Source organism: Epilithonimonas pallida (assembly GCF_900182975.1).
Taxonomy (GTDB): domain Bacteria; phylum Bacteroidota; class Bacteroidia; order Flavobacteriales; family Weeksellaceae; genus Epilithonimonas; species Epilithonimonas pallida.
This window is the reverse complement of the sequence record NZ_FXUO01000006.1, coordinates 126673-142103: the sequence shown is the minus strand read 5'-3', so window position 1 is coordinate 142103 and position 15431 is coordinate 126673. Positions and strand designations below refer to the sequence as shown.

Below are 15431 nucleotides of genomic sequence, written 5' to 3'. Positions count from 1 at the left end.
TTTTAAAATAAATGAAGTCTAAAATCTGGCTATCGTCTCCACATATGGGCGGTGGGGAAATGAAATATGTTCAAGAAGCGTTTGATCAAAATTGGGTTGCGCCTTTGGGCAAAAATGTAGATGAATTTGAGGTTGCCATAGAAAAATTTCTTATTAAAGATAAATTTGTTGCGGCACTTAGTTCCGGAACAGCAGCATTACATCTGGCATTGATACAATTAGGCATCGGTTATGGTGATGAGGTAATATGCCAATCATTTACATTTTCTGCTTCTGCAAATCCGATAAAATATTTAGGTGCCAATCCTGTTTTTGTAGATTCCGATGAAGTCAATTGGAATATGTCACCAGCATATCTGGAAAAAGCAATACAAGATAGAATCAGTAAAAATAAAAAGCCAAAAGCAGTAATTGTAGTTCACCTTTATGGTATGCCTGCTTTGATGAATGAGATTTTGGCAATTTGTGAAAAATATGAAATTCCATTGGTAGAAGATAGTGCAGAGGCTTTAGGATCAAGTTATAAAGGAAGACAATGTGGAACATTCGGGGAATTTGCCATATTATCTTTTAATGGTAATAAAATTATTACGACTTCTGGTGGTGGAGCATTAGTAACAACAACAAAAGAACAAAAACAGAAGACAATTTTCTTATCAACACAAGCAAGAGATCATGCACCTCATTATCAACACTCGGAGGTTGGATATAACTATAGGTTGAGTAATATCTGTGCAGGAATTGGTAGAGGACAAATGGAAGTTTTAGATGAAAGGGTTCGCCTGAGAAGAGATAATCACAGCTTTTATAAAGAACTATTTTCTAATACTGAAGCGGTTGATGTTTTCTCTGAAGCAAACTCTGATTTTTTTTCAAATCACTGGCTCACATGTATTACTCTTAATAAGGATTTGACAAAAAAAACAACTCATGACCTAATGACTGCATTTGCAGAGGAAAATATAGAAACCCGTCCATTATGGAAACCTATGCATCTTCAGCCTGTTTTTAAAGATTGTCCGTATTATGGAGAAACAGTTGCTGAAGATTTGTTTAACGCAGGATTGTGTCTACCTTCTGGTTCCAATATTACAAATGATGATAAAAATAGAATTAATGAAGTCATAAACAATTACCAATTTTAACAATAACTAACCAAAAAATGGACAAGGTTAAAAATCTTAAAAGATTTTCACTGAATGATAATGTATTGGATCTTGCCGATCTTAAATTTTTACCAAGATGGGTCATCTTAGTTATTGATATATTAATTGTAATTTTATCTCTTTCTGTATCTCATTTACTTATAATAGGGCTGGAGGTTAAGCATTATAATGTATTCCCATTATTATATGTTTTTATCTTTATCATTGCCATTAATGTGTTGTATATGTATATATTCAAAACATATTTAGGCGTGATTAGGCATTCTACTTTTGTTGACTTATTCAAAATTTTTCTTGCAAATCTATGCAGTGTATTAACAATCATAATTATTAATTACACATACTATTTCAGTTCTAATAAAAAAATAATTCTTATTCCTTTTTTGGGGCTTTACTTTGCAATTTCTTGTCTCTGTTTATTTGTATTTAGACTTTGTGTTAAAGGTATTTTCAATATTATAAAAGAAAATAAAAGGAGTTCCAGCAGGAAAAAAATATACATATTAGGTGATGATGATACTTCTGTTGCTATTGCTCAGGTTATTATTTCTAATCCCAGTTTGCCTTTTGATATTCAGGGTTTTATATCTTATAGTAATAAAAGAGTTAGCATTAAGTTATTAGATAAAAAGATTATTACAAAACAGAATTTTATTAATAATTTAAAAAATGGCAGAAGTGACGTAAATGGTGTTTTGGTGATTAAAGAAACCTTGCAGAAGGAAGAATTAGAATTTTGGGTTAATTTGTTTTTGGAGCATAACCTTAAAATTTATAAAGCGCCGGCAATGCAAAAGCTGCGCACCAATGATATTATCAATAATATAAAAACCATTCAGATTGAAGATTTGTTAAATAGAAAACAAATTAAACTTGATAATCTGGAGGTGAAAAAAAGACATTTTCAGAAAACTATTCTGGTTACAGGAGGTGCCGGTTCTATCGGTGGAGAAATCGTAAGACAAGTTGCACTTTTGGAACCCTTACAGATTATTATTCTGGATCAATCAGAAACACCGCTTTATGATACTGAGCTGGAAATGAGGGAGCTATACCCTCATATTAATTTTAAGTTTATTCTCGCTGACATTTCCAACTATAGTCGGTTGGAGCCTTTGTTTGCAAAATATAACTTCTCAATGGTATATCATGCGGCTGCATACAAACATGTGCCGCTGGTAGAAGATAATCCACACGAAGCGGTTCTTGTTAATATTTTGGGAACTAAGAATCTAGCGTTACTTTCCAGCAAATATAATGTCAATCGTTTTGTAATGGTTTCAACCGATAAAGCCGTGAATCCTACCAATGTTATGGGCGCTTCAAAACGTGTTGCAGAATTATTTGTACAATCTTTACAGAATGTTGAGGGTAACACGACGAAATTCATTACAACAAGATTTGGAAATGTTCTAGGCTCTAATGGATCTGTAATTCCACATTTTAGGAGACAAATCGAAAAAGGAGGACCTGTTACAATTACACATCCGGAAATTGTTAGGTACTTTATGACTATTGCTGAAGCTTGTGAATTGGTTTTGCATGCCGGAACAATGGGGGCTGGAGGAGAGATTTATGTATTTGATATGGGAGAACCGGTAAAGATACTTGAATTAGCAAAACGAATGATAAAGCTCTCAGGTTTCGAGCCTGATATTGACATTAAGATTATTTATACAGGTTTAAGACCAGGGGAAAAGTTATACGAGGAACTCTTGAGTGACAATACCAGAACATTACCAACCTCTCATGAAAAAATAATGATCTCAAAAGATCCGTCTATGTATTTTGCAGAAATAGATGAATTAACTGATCTTGTCATTGATTTTTCTAAAAAAGAAGAGAAGCAGGAGATAGTAAGAATATTAAAATCTATAGTAAAAGAATTTAAAAGCAATAATTCTATATATGAATCGTTAGATAAATAAGAATTCCTATATTTGCAAACCTTCAGTTAAGAATTATATTTATGAGAAGAGCTTTATCCATAGTTTTTATGGCGTTTTTAGTATATACTGTATTTTCGTGTAAAGCAAGAGAAGATATACAATATGTTAAAAATATTGAAGATGTAGCAATAAAAGAATCTATTAAGGCTAATACATCTACAATACAGCCAGGAGACCAATTGGCTATCACAGTTTTGGCGAAAGATAATGAGGTGGCAAAACCTTTTAACCAGAACTATTATTCTACAGACATGTCTCAATTTTCTTCTGTTCCTTCGCGTAACGCATCAATAGAACCTGTTTATAATGTTGACAGCAAAGGTAATATCGATTTTCCGATATTAGGGACTATAAACACTACAAACAAAAATCTTGACCAGTTTAAAGAGGATCTTAAGGAAAGACTTACAAAATATATAAAAAATCCGGGTGTTAATATAAGAACCGTAAATTTTCGGGTTACTGTTTTGGGAGAAGTTAACAGAACAGGGACTTTCAATATTGACGGTGGGCAGCCTACAACGATTCTTAATGTTATAGGTATGGCCGGTGATCTTACGATATATGGGCAAAGAAAAAATGTTCTAGTTATCAGAAATGTTGATGGTGCTACCACGAAACAATACATAGATCTTACAAACGCAGAACTTTTTAATTCTCCTTATTATTATGTAAAGCAGAATGACGTTATTTATGTATCTCCAAATAGTGCAAGAAAAAGTGCCTCATCTTATGGGCCTCAGATAGGTATTGTTATCTCTGTAGCATCAGTTTTAGTAGGAGTTTTAGCTCTTCTTTTCAGGTAAAAGAGAAATTGTGCAGAATTATTCATTCAAAAAATTATTAATTAATATTAATCTATAGCCTGCTATAGATAAAAAACTAGTTAAATGGACTTGACGAAAAAGGAAGAAGAAATTAATTTGAGAGAAATCATAAAACCATATACAAAAAAATGGTATTGGTTTTTAGTGTCTATTTTTCTTACAACTATTTTAGCAATTTATTATATATTATTCACAATACCTGTTTATAAAACACAATCATCTGTTCTAATTAAAGATGCTAAAAAAATGTCCAGTGCTTCAGGAGACTTTGGAGTATTAGCGGGACTAGGTGGTTTTGCAGGAATGGGTACCAATAGTATTGAAAATGAATTAGAAATTTTCAAATCAAAGAGAATTGTAGAAGATATTACTAAAAATCTAGGACTTCAAGTTTCAATTTATTCAAGAGAAAAGTTTTATGATGTTGAATTGTATAAAGATACAAGTCCCATTGTTATTCATATTATCAATGAAAAACAATTTGAGGATCTTCCGAAAAAACCTTTAAACATTAAAATTGAAAGAGATAAAATAATACTTTCTTCGGAGGAATTGAAAAAAGAAATCGTTACAAGCTTTAATAAAACGATTAGTTTGCCCTATGCTAATTTTATAATTACAAACAATCCCAAATTCAATAGAAAAGCTGTAAGAAAGTTACAGCTAAATGACATTTATTTTACTTATTCTGATTTTCCAAGTACTGTAGACAATTATCAACAAGCATTAGAAGTTGATCTCATGGATAAAGATGCTACTGTTATTGGATTATCAATGGCAAATGCTAATAAAGAAAAGTCAAAAGATATTCTTAATAATCTTGTAGATGTCTACAACGAATATGCCATTAAGGATAAAAACACTGAATCAAAAAGAACAAAAGATTTTATTGATGATAGAATTGTTTTAATATCAAAAGAATTAGGCGAAGTAGAAAGCGACAAAGAAAGATTTAAGATTGACAACGATATTGTAGATATACCTGCTGAAGCAAAAATTAATTTACAAATATCAAATGAAACTAGACAAAAGAGTCTTGAACTCGATACCCAAATAGAAATTAGCCGTATGCTCCTTGGGTATATTGATAGTCAAACAAATAATTATCAGGTATTACCAACAAATATAGGTCTGGATAATCCTACAACAACATCCAATATTACTGCTTATAATAAACTAGTAATGGACAGAAGTAGATTGTTGGAAAACGCGACTACGGAAAATCCTTTAGTAAAAGAAGTTACAAAAGATTTAGTAGGATTAAAGAATGCAATGCGCGAAAGTTTACAACGGTATCAGATTAATCTAAAAACGACTAAGGGGCAAATAGATAGGGAAAATAATTACAGTGATGCTCAAATAAGAAAAGTTCCAAACCAAGAAAAATTGTTTAGAAATATTGAAAGACAGCAACAAATAAAAGAGAACTTATATCTGTTATTATTACAAAAAAGAGAAGAGGCGGCCATATCAATGGCTATAACGGATAATAAAGCAAGAGTTGTAGATCATGCATATGTTTTGCAAAAACCTGTTGCGCCTAAAAAAATGATCTCTATTTTAGGAGCTTGGTTTTTAGGTTTCTTAATTCCTTTTGCTATTATTTATGTTAAAGAATTATTAAATAACAAACTCATAACAAAACATGATTTGGAAAAGCTTACAACGATTCCTATTCTTTCGGAAATTCCTAGATTGTACAAAAAAGATATAGAGATTATTGTGAAAAATGATGTTTCACCATTAGCGGAATCTTTTAGAATTTTGGTTACAAATCTTAATTTTATGTTACCAAAGGTTGATGATGCTAAAATAATTTTTGTGACATCAACAATAAAAGGAGAAGGCAAAACATTTGTTTCTGTGAATTTAGCTTTGGCCTTGGCTTCGCCGGTTAAAAAAATATTAGTTATAGGTTCTGATATTAGAAACCCTCAGTTGCAGAGATACAACCCTGCAATGAAAAATGCAAAAGGTCTTTCGGAATATTTATATGAAGAAATTGAAAATCCCCAGGATATTATTCACCCAAGCGGACTTCATCCAAATTGTGACTTCATATATTCTGGAATTATTCCTCCAAATCCGACAGATCTTTTACAAAATGGACGTTATGAAAAATTATTAGAATTTGTTAAAAAAAGTTATGATTATATTATTCTAGATACCGCTCCGTTGATGCTTGTTACGGATTCTTTCCTTATTTCTGATGTTGCAGATGCTACAGTTTATGTGACTAGATCAGAAATTACGGAAAAAGCATTTATTGATTTTGCCAACAAAAATATTGAAACAAAAAAAATCAAAAATGTTGGTTTTGTTCTAAATGATATTCATAAAACAAATTTTGGATATGGCAATAAATATGGTTACGGTTACCAAGCTGAAGAAAAAAAATGGTGGAAGATTTAATTTTACTACATGGTTAATTCTCAGTTAGGTAAAGGTATTATTTGGAGTGCTATAGATAGATTTTCGGTCGTAGGAATTCAGGTTGTTTTTGAAATTCTGATGGCGAGAATTTTGTCTCCACAAGAATATGGTCTAATGGGATTGTTGCTTGTAGTTATATCTTTTACCCAGATTTTTGTTGACAGTGGATTTGGAAATGCATTGATATTTAAAAAGGGTAGAACGGAAACTGATTTTTCCACAGCATTTTATACCTCTGTAATTACAGGTCTGGTTATCTATATTTTGCTTTTTCTTTTTGCACCTTATTTAAGTAATTTTTTTAATAAGGAAATAACTCTATATATTAGAGTCATAGGTATTGGTATTCTCTTGAATAGTCTAGCTGTTATTTATAAAACAAGACTTACTATAATAATAGACTTTAAATCACAAGCTAAATTCTCTTTTTTTGCAGTTTTAATATCTGGTATTATTGGAATTATTATTGCGTATTTAGGATATGGAATTTGGGCTTTGATCTGTCAAAATGTAGCATTAGCATTTTTTAATTTATTTTTTTTGTATATAAATTTGAAATGGCTACCAAAATTAGAATTTTCAAAAAGGTCTTTTTTTGATTTGTTTAATTATGGCTCCAAATTGTTATATGCGGCAATTATAAATGCTATATATATCAATATGAACTCTGTATTGCTAGGTAAATTTTATTCAACAAAAGCTTTGGGTATATATACCAAAAGTTATCAATTTACAATCTACCCCATATCAATGTTGACAGGAATAATCCAAAGGGTTTTTTTTCCTTACTTAATGAAATTTCAAGAAGATTATAATCAACTTTATTCTCATAATAATAAATACAACAAATTAATTTTTATAATTTTATTACCAATAGTCACACTTGTCACATTGTTATCACATTTTCTAATAAAATTAATTTTATCAGATCAATGGGTTAATATGACTGTGCCTTTTAATATATTGTTGGTTTCTACATTGTTTTACCCATTAATTATAATGAATATGAATATATTTCAGGTTATTGGTAAAACGTCTAGATTTTTATTTGTGGAAATTTTGACCAAAATTATAGGATTAACAATCATAATAATATTTTATAATTATGGTCTGATAGGAATTTGCATAGGAATATTGATACAGTTTATATTACAATACATAGTCACATCTTTTTTTGTTGCAAACTCCCTCCAAAAGAATTTTTATAAAACACTAAACATTTTAATTTATTTTTTAATAGCTATTATTATTTACTTGATTGGGGATTTTATATCTCGTTTAATAGAAAATGTTTTTCTTAAAATTCTCTTTGCTGTAACATTTATACTACTTACTTATACAGGAATATTTTATAAGCTTTATAGGCTTCCTATTACAAATCTATATGTTAAACTGATAGAAAAAAAATAGATTATGATTTATGATATAATAAAATCAGTTTTTAAAGTTTTCTACAATCCCGTAAAGTATGAGATTTTCAAAGTTAGGTGGAAAAAAGCCAATCGACATAATTACACATATCCTGTAAAAACAATATTTCCTTTGAACAAAGTCAGTGTTGGTAATTATACCTATGGCCCCTTAGAAATATATAGTTGGAATAATGAAAATGAAAAAATTGAAATTGGAAGTTTTTGTTCAATAGCATCAGATGTCAAATTTTTGATGGGAGGTAATCATGATTTATATAATATTTCCACATTCCCGTTCAGATTTTATTTTCAAAATAAAGATGAAGCAACTACGAAAGGCCCTATAATAATAGAAGATGATGTGTGGATAGGTATGAATTCTATAATATTATCTGGTATAAGATTGTCGCAAGGATGTGTTGTTGCAGCTGGTTCTGTTATTGCAAAATCATTTCCACCTTATTCTATAATCGGTGGTAACCCGGCTAAAATTTTAAAAAAAAGATTTGATGATAACACAATTCAAGAGCTTTTAAAAATTGATTTTAATAAACTAAATAAAGAAATTATAACTCAAAATGTTGATAAAATCTATGATCCAAATAATTTTTACGATGTTTTGAAACAAATACAGAAATAAATTAAAAAACAATTGGAATATTTAATATTAATATTTACTATACATTTTATTATTGGGCTAATTCTTGAAAATATACCTTCAAAACCAATAGCCTATTTCTTTAATGCTATTTTAATTTTAATAGTGTTTGTTTTTATGCTAGGTATTAGATATACTGCGGATTGGGATATGTATTATCTTTTCTTCAAACAACAAAATGAAAAAACAGATTTTATTTTTTATACACTAAGTAAGTTATTTGCAAAATATCACTATAATTATAATGATCTCTATTCATTTCATATTGTTATGATTGTGATTATTTACTATATATTAATAACAAGATTTTCCAGACATTTTTTTTATATTTTTCTCGCATACATAACCTTAGACTATGTACACTTCACGAATCAGATTAGATACTATTTGGGGTTTCCTATATTAATGATTGGATTTTATTATCTATTTTATAAAAAGAAATATATATTTTCTATATTATTAATCATATTAAGCATTCTCTGTCACTCTGCATTGTCGATTTTATTGATTTTTATACCAATATATTTTATACCTAAGAAAAAATATTTTACCTATATATTACGAATTTCCCTATTTGTATTTGTAATAGTCTATTATATTTTTAATACGGGTTTAGGAAAAGTGTTACAACATTTTGGCGCGTATCTGGAAAAAGATAATGTAAGCAGTTTTGTTGGAGGACTCTTCAACGCTTTGCCATATATTTTTTACTTATTATTTTTAATATTAATATCTAGAAAATTATTAAAGAAATATGATAGAGCAGATAATCCAACATTCGAATTTGTTTTCAAAATAACTTTTTTTTCCTTCATATTTCTTCCCGGAGCATTGATTTTACAAATTGTAGGACATAGATATCTATTTCCATTTGCGATATTTTGGATAATCTATTTTTTATATCTTATTCAGCCACTGCCAAACAAAGAAAAATTTAAATATTTTTTTATGTTTTTTTTACTTAATGTACTTTGTGGATTTACGATATATATACTTCCTGATGTGCTGAACATCGATAATCTCTTCATGAAAGAATTAAAACATACAATGAAATCTATTAATTATTTACGAGGATACTTCTATTGATATGAAAGATATTTCTATAATAATCGTAACTTATAATTCACAAGATTTAATCCTAGATTGTGTAAAAAGCATTTATCAGTATCTGGATATTCCGGAGTCTAATCTGGAGGTAATTATAGTCGATAATAGCAACTTTGATAACAATAAGAAATTACGAGATACATTAGAACCTTATTCTGATAAAGTAATCATATATGATAATCCGAAAAATGGAGGTTATGGGCAAGGGAATAACATAGGTATCAATAATGCAAAAGGTAAAATCTGCTGTGTCATGAATCCTGATGTACGTTTTTCTATGCCGTTGATCAAAAATTCTATAGATTTTTTTTCTAGGAACAATACCTTGGCCCTTTTGTCATATAAACAAAGAAGTAGTTCAGATATTTCTTTTTACATAAAACCAGAATCTAGACCAAGCATTGGAAACGCCGTATGGACAAAGATCATTAATAAGCTTAATTTGTTTTCAATAAAACATAATTATTTATCAGGGGCTTTTTTCTTTACAGATAAAGCAAAATTTCAAGAGATTGGTATGTTTGACGAGGCAATATTTTTATACCATGAAGAACCGGATATTAGTAATCGTATAATAAAGAAAAATTATAATATTATTTTTGACCCTTCAAAAGAATATATACACCTTACAGAAAATAGGGGACTAAATGAAAAAGCCTTTTATGAAGAATTAAAGTCTCTTGATTATTATATTAAGAAATATCATCTGGATAGGAAAAATATTTTTTCAAAATATTTTAGTGATTATAAATTTAACCTGTTTTTATTCAAAATATTGAATAGGAAAGAAAGAATTCTTAAAACAGAGCAAGAAATTAAAATCATAAATAATTTTAAAAATAAACAAAATAATTAGATCATTATAATAATATAATTATTATAACTATTTTTATTGTGAAATTATTGAGAAGCGTAAAATATGCTGCTTTTTTGTTTATAGTTTTCTGTATTAATGTGTAATGTGTATGAAAATTTTAATTGATTGTTCGAATTTACGTGCTGGAGGAGGAATACAAGTTGCTATTTCCTTTATTAATGATTTGAATAAATTAAATTTAGATTATCATTTTCTAGTTGTACTCAGCCCTCAGATGGAAAATTTTTTTACAGGAAAATTTGGTGAGAATTTTAGTTTTCAAAATTTGAATTCTAATAATCATGACAATATATTTAAACGTAGTAAAGAACTTAAAAAAATAGAAGAAAAATTTTCCCCGGATATAATATTTACAGTTTTTGGGCCGTCATACCATAAAAGTAACTTTCCAAAGATTGTTGGTTTTGCAATTCCACATCTAATCTATTATAATTCGCCATATATAAAAAATCTTAGTATTACAGGTAAGATTAAAAATAAAATCTTAATGACATTCAAAAAGAAATTTTTTATTAAAAACTCTGATGCCTTAATTTTCGAAACAGAAGATGCAAGAACTACTTTCATAAATAAGTTTGCTAATAACAAAAAAAGCTATGTAGTTGGAAATACATTAAATGAAATTTTCACTAGAAAGGAGGACTGGAAATTTAAAAATTTTAATTTCAAATCAGATATTAATATTTTGTATTTAACAGCTAATTATCCTCACAAAAACATAAGCATAATACCAAAAATCATAGACGTTTTATTAAATGATTATAAATTGGAGAATTTTAAATTCATTTTATCAATAAAAAAAGAAGATTTAGGTTTTTCAGATAAATATGACAATTATATTGAATACATTGGAAAAGTAAATATAGAAAATGTTCCATCTTTATATGATCAAGTAGATATTTTGTTTATGCCAACATTGTTAGAAGTCTTTTCAACATCATATCTAGAAGGGATGTATATGAGTAAACCCATAATAACATCGGACATGAGTTTTGCAAGAGATGTGTGTCAGGATGGTGCCATTTATTGTGATGCGCTGGATGCAGGATCCTACGCTAACGCAATAATAACTGTAATAAGTAATGAAGATATTAAAAACAAATTGATTGAGAATGGGTTAAAAAATTTTAAAAGATTTGGTTCAAGTATGGATCGGACAAAAAATTATCTTAGAATTTTAATTGACAACACAAATAAAAATGGAAATACAAAATAAAACTCTTCTCATCACAGGCGGAACAGGCTCATTTGGAACTGCTGTCTTAAGAAAGTTCATACATACAGATCATTTTAAAGAAATCCGCATTTTCTCCCGCGACGAAAAAAAGCAAGACGACATGAGAAATCAGTTTAAAAATGATAAGCTGAAGTTTTATATCGGCGATGTAAGAGATTACAAAAGCATTGAGCATGCAATGAGAGGAGTAGATTATGTTTTCCATGCTGCAGCATTAAAGCAGGTGCCTTCTTGTGAGTTTTTTCCGATGCAGGCTGTAAAAACCAATGTTGAAGGGACACAGAATGTAATAGATGCTGCTGCGAAAAATAATGTTAAAAAGGTAATCTGTCTAAGTACAGATAAAGCTGCATATCCTATCAATGCAATGGGAATTTCTAAAGCAATGATGGAAAAAGTAGCTGTGGCGGCTTCCCGAAATTTAAACGAAACTGTAGTTTGTCTTACGAGATACGGAAATGTAATGGCTTCCAGAGGCTCCGTAATTCCATTGTTTATTAAACAAATTAAAAATAACGAACCTATTACAATTACAGATCCGAATATGACAAGATTTTTGATGTCATTGGAAGAAGCTGTTGATCTTGTTTTATTTGCTTTTGAACACGGAAATTCAGGAGATCTTTTCGTGAATAAAGCCCCTGCAGGAACGATCGGAGATTTAGCTCAGGCTTTAAAAGAAATGTTCAGGGCAGAAAATCCTATAAAAGTGATCGGAACCAGACATGGCGAGAAGCTATACGAAACATTGTGTACACGCGAAGAAATGTTGAAGGCGGAAGATATGGGAGAATTTTACAGAATTCCTGCGGATAACAGAGATCTTAATTATGCCCAGTATTTTTCTGAAGGTGAAGAAGATATCTCAAAAATAGAAGATTATCATTCTCATAATACAGAGCAGCAGGATGTTGAAGGTATGAAAAAGCTTTTAATGAAACTTCCCCTGATAAGAAAAGAAGTGTTAGGAGAAGATGTAATGCAATATCCAGATTAATAAGCTGTATGGATTTGCCACAAATTATTGAAGGCGGAAGATATTCTGATGAAAGAGGAAATCTCTTTTTCAATAATAATTTTGATGCCTCAGTTATCAGAAGAATATATATCATTGAAAATAATGATCCGGATTTTGTAAGAGGATGGACGGGGCATAAAATCGAGCAACGCTGGTTCTCAGCAATTAATGGAAGTTTTGTCATTAAATTGATTAAACCTGACGATTGGGAAAATCCATCGTATAATCTGGAAATAATGGAATTTGAAATAGCTTCCGATAGATTGGATATTCTTCATATGCCTCAAGGTTTTGCAAGTGCCATTCAGGCTAAGGAAAAAGATTCAAAGCTTTTAGTAATGGTAGATCATGCTTTGGGAGAAGTGAATGATGAACATCGTTTTCCGGCAGATTATTTTGAAAAAATATAAAGAATGAAAAGAATTGGAATTACAGGGCAAAACGGTTTTGTTGGCTCGCATCTATATAACACTTTGGGTTTGCAGCCTGAAAAATATGAGAGAATTTCTTTCGAGAGAGATTTTTTCGAATCAGCAGAAAAACTTGATGACTTTGTTAAACAATGTGATGTAATAGTGCACCTTGCTGCAATGAACCGCCATCCTGATCAGGAAGTTATTTTCAATAATAATGTTGAGCTTGTAAAAAAACTGACAGATTCTTTGCAAAGGACCGGATCAAAAGCGCATGTTCTTTTTTCTTCATCTTCTCAGGAAGAACGGGATAATTTGTATGGCAAATCTAAAAAAGAAGGAAGGGAATTATTTGCAGACTGGGCAAAAAAGAGCGGAGGAAAATTTACAGGAATGGTTATTCCGAATGTTTTTGGACCATTTGGGAGACCTAATTACAATTCCTTCGTCGCAACGTTCTGCCACAAGCTTACTCATGGTGAAAATCCCGTTATAGATAATGATGGAGACGTGAAGCTTATTTATGTAGGAGAACTCGTGCAGGAAATAATTCATCAGATTGAAATTGCAGAAACCAAAGAATTATATGAAGTTCAGCACACCTCTGTAAATAAAGTTTCAGAGGTTTTAGCTAAGCTTGAAAATTATAAAAAACTATATTTTGATAATGGCGAGATTCCTGTTTTGGAAAGTAAGTTTGATCTGAACCTTTTCAATACATTCCGTTGTTATTTTGATATAAAAAATCATTATCCCGTAAAATTTACGCAACATACAGATTCGCGGGGGGCATTCGTTGAAGTGGTCCGTTTAGGAATTGGCGGTCAATGCTCTTTTTCGACTACAGTTGCGGGAGTTACACGCGGAAATCATTTTCATACAAGAAAAATTGAGAGATTCGCTGTCATTAAAGGTAAAGCCTTAATACAGTTAAGAAAAATAGATACAGATGAAGTGCTGGATTTCTACTTGGATGGTAACGAACCCGCTTATGTAGATATGCCGATATGGTATACTCACAATATTAAAAATATCGGAGAAGAAGAATTATATACTATTTTCTGGATCAATGAACCTTTCAATCCGGAAGATGCAGATACATATTTCGTGGAAGTTTAACAATTTTTAATTTCAAACTTTACCGCGATTTCCAATTAACAGATACTAAATTTTATCTTTGCAAAGGCAAGAAAATACAATGAAAAAATTAAAAGTAATGACGGTTGTAGGTACACGACCGGAGATCATTAGACTATCAAGAGTATTATCGGCTTTAGATGCTTCTGAAGCTATTGAGCATATTATCGTCCATACAGGACAGAATTATGATTATGAGCTTAATCAGATATTTTTTGAAGATTTGGGACTTCGCAAACCAGACTATTTTCTTGAAGCAGCAGGAAAAACCGCAACAGAAACCGTTGGAAATATTTTAATTAAGATAGATCCTCTTCTGGAAGAATTACAGCCCGAAGCTTTTTTAGTGTTAGGAGACACCAATTCTTGTCTTTGCGCAATTCCTGCAAAGAAAAGACAGATTCCTATTTTCCACATGGAGGCAGGAAACAGATGTTTCGATCAGAGAGTTCCGGAAGAAACCAACAGAAAAATTGTAGATCATACATCAGATGTCAATTTAACATATTCTGATATTGCAAGAGAATATTTATTAAGAGAGGGGCTTCCTGCAGACAGAATCATTAAAACAGGTTCTCCGATGTTTGAAGTACTGAATCATTATCTTCCCGAGATCGGAAGCTCAGATGTTTTAAGCCGTCTGGATTTGGAAGAAGGAAAATATTTTGTTGTATCATCTCACAGAGAAGAAAATATTAATTCTGAGAAAAATTTCAACGGATTGATAGAAAGCTTAAATGCAATTGCAGAAAAGTTTGGTTATCCGATAATTGTTTCTACTCATCCTAGAACACGAAATATGATCGACAAAAAGAATGTATCTGTAAGACCGGAAATTCAGTTCTTGAAACCGCTTGGTTTTCATGATTATAATGCTTTGCAGATGAGAAGTTATGCTGTTTTGTCAGATTCCGGTACTATTTCAGAAGAGTCATCAATATTAAATTTCAGAGCGCTGAATATAAGAGATGCCCACGAAAGACCTGAAGCAATGGAAGAAGCTTCTGTAATGATGGTGGGTTTATCTCCTGAAAGAATTTTACAGGGATTAGCCCAGCTTCAGCAGCAGAAAACGGGAAAAGAAAGGAACTACAGACCGGTTTCGGATTATTCGATGCCGAATGTCTCTGAGAAAGTAGTAAGAATAATTTTAAGTTATACAGACTATGTAAACAGGGTGGTCTGGAGCAAATAACA

Annotated in this window: 13 protein-coding genes; all 13 read left to right on the top strand. The window is 30.5% G+C overall.

Annotated features, from left to right (window positions below; translation table 11 throughout):
• Positions 1–11 precede the first annotated feature (11 nt).
• The 13 genes from QOL71_RS12985 to wecB all read left to right on the top strand — a co-directional run bounded on the left by QOL71_RS12985 (position 12) and on the right by wecB (position 15429).
• A complete protein-coding gene (locus QOL71_RS12985) occupies positions 12–1145 on the top strand; it encodes an aminotransferase class I/II-fold pyridoxal phosphate-dependent enzyme (protein WP_283417333.1) in 1134 nt (377 codons plus the stop codon).
• Positions 1146–1162: 17 nt separating this feature from the next.
• Positions 1163–3094, top strand: coding sequence for a polysaccharide biosynthesis protein (locus QOL71_RS12980; RefSeq protein ID WP_283417332.1), 1932 nt, complete (start codon positions 1163–1165; stop codon positions 3092–3094).
• Positions 3095–3135: 41 nt separating this feature from the next.
• The gene (locus QOL71_RS12975) at positions 3136–3921 is read left to right on the top strand and encodes a polysaccharide biosynthesis/export family protein (protein WP_283417331.1); all 786 of its coding nucleotides are present in this window, start codon (positions 3136–3138) and stop codon (positions 3919–3921) included.
• Positions 3922–4005: 84 nt separating this feature from the next.
• Entirely contained in the window at positions 4006–6354 is a 2349-nt protein-coding gene (locus tag QOL71_RS12970) for a GumC family protein (RefSeq protein ID WP_283417330.1), read from the top strand.
• Positions 6355–6363: 9 nt separating this feature from the next.
• Positions 6364–7785 carry a lipopolysaccharide biosynthesis protein gene (locus QOL71_RS12965; protein ID WP_283417329.1) on the top strand — a complete coding sequence of 474 codons (1422 nt, stop codon included), beginning with the start codon at positions 6364–6366 and terminating at the stop codon, positions 7783–7785.
• Between the two features lie 3 nt (positions 7786–7788).
• Positions 7789–8427 carry a CatB-related O-acetyltransferase gene (locus QOL71_RS12960; protein WP_283417328.1) on the top strand — a complete coding sequence of 213 codons (639 nt, stop codon included), beginning with the start codon at positions 7789–7791 and terminating at the stop codon, positions 8425–8427.
• Between the two features lie 12 nt (positions 8428–8439).
• On the top strand, positions 8440–9531 hold the full coding sequence (locus QOL71_RS17735) for an EpsG family protein (protein ID WP_379954163.1): 1092 nt from the start codon (positions 8440–8442) through the stop codon (positions 9529–9531).
• A gap of 1 nt (position 9532) precedes the next feature.
• A complete protein-coding gene (locus QOL71_RS12955) occupies positions 9533–10408 on the top strand; it encodes a glycosyltransferase (RefSeq protein WP_283417327.1) in 876 nt (291 codons plus the stop codon).
• Positions 10409–10517: 109 nt separating this feature from the next.
• A complete protein-coding gene (locus QOL71_RS12950) occupies positions 10518–11645 on the top strand; it encodes a glycosyltransferase (RefSeq protein ID WP_283417326.1) in 1128 nt (375 codons plus the stop codon).
• On the top strand, positions 11629–12663 hold the full coding sequence (locus QOL71_RS12945; protein WP_283417325.1) for a polysaccharide biosynthesis protein: 1035 nt from the start codon (positions 11629–11631) through the stop codon (positions 12661–12663). The genes QOL71_RS12950 and QOL71_RS12945 overlap by 17 nt, the downstream gene beginning before the upstream one ends.
• A gap of 8 nt (positions 12664–12671) precedes the next feature.
• Positions 12672–13094 carry a cupin domain-containing protein gene (locus QOL71_RS12940; protein ID WP_283417324.1) on the top strand — a complete coding sequence of 141 codons (423 nt, stop codon included), beginning with the start codon at positions 12672–12674 and terminating at the stop codon, positions 13092–13094.
• Between the two features lie 3 nt (positions 13095–13097).
• Entirely contained in the window at positions 13098–14216 is a 1119-nt protein-coding gene (locus QOL71_RS12935; protein ID WP_283417323.1) for a polysaccharide biosynthesis C-terminal domain-containing protein, read from the top strand.
• Between the two features lie 79 nt (positions 14217–14295).
• Positions 14296–15429: a non-hydrolyzing UDP-N-acetylglucosamine 2-epimerase gene (wecB, locus tag QOL71_RS12930; RefSeq protein ID WP_283417322.1), complete on the top strand. Its 1134-nt coding sequence runs from the start codon at positions 14296–14298 to the stop codon at positions 15427–15429.
• The last annotated feature ends 2 nt before the right edge of the window (positions 15430–15431 follow it).

Excerpts from the sequence above, each read along its gene's own strand:
- QOL71_RS12985 (WP_283417333.1), top strand. The coding sequence starts at position 12 with ATGAAGTCTAAAATCTGGCTATCGTCTCCACATATGGGCGGTGGGGAA.
- QOL71_RS12980 (WP_283417332.1), top strand. The coding sequence starts at position 1,163 with ATGGACAAGGTTAAAAATCTTAAAAGATTTTCACTGAATGATAATGTA.
- QOL71_RS12975 (WP_283417331.1), top strand. The coding sequence starts at position 3,136 with ATGAGAAGAGCTTTATCCATAGTTTTTATGGCGTTTTTAGTATATACT.
- QOL71_RS12970 (WP_283417330.1), top strand. The coding sequence starts at position 4,006 with ATGGACTTGACGAAAAAGGAAGAAGAAATTAATTTGAGAGAAATCATA.
- QOL71_RS12965 (WP_283417329.1), top strand. The coding sequence starts at position 6,364 with ATGGTTAATTCTCAGTTAGGTAAAGGTATTATTTGGAGTGCTATAGAT.
- QOL71_RS12960 (WP_283417328.1), top strand. The coding sequence starts at position 7,789 with ATGATTTATGATATAATAAAATCAGTTTTTAAAGTTTTCTACAATCCC.
- QOL71_RS12955 (WP_283417327.1), top strand. The coding sequence starts at position 9,533 with ATGAAAGATATTTCTATAATAATCGTAACTTATAATTCACAAGATTTA.
- QOL71_RS12950 (WP_283417326.1), top strand. The coding sequence starts at position 10,518 with ATGAAAATTTTAATTGATTGTTCGAATTTACGTGCTGGAGGAGGAATA.
- QOL71_RS12945 (WP_283417325.1), top strand. The coding sequence starts at position 11,629 with ATGGAAATACAAAATAAAACTCTTCTCATCACAGGCGGAACAGGCTCA.
- QOL71_RS12940 (WP_283417324.1), top strand. The coding sequence starts at position 12,672 with ATGGATTTGCCACAAATTATTGAAGGCGGAAGATATTCTGATGAAAGA.
- QOL71_RS12935 (WP_283417323.1), top strand. The coding sequence starts at position 13,098 with ATGAAAAGAATTGGAATTACAGGGCAAAACGGTTTTGTTGGCTCGCAT.
- wecB (WP_283417322.1), top strand. The coding sequence starts at position 14,296 with ATGAAAAAATTAAAAGTAATGACGGTTGTAGGTACACGACCGGAGATC.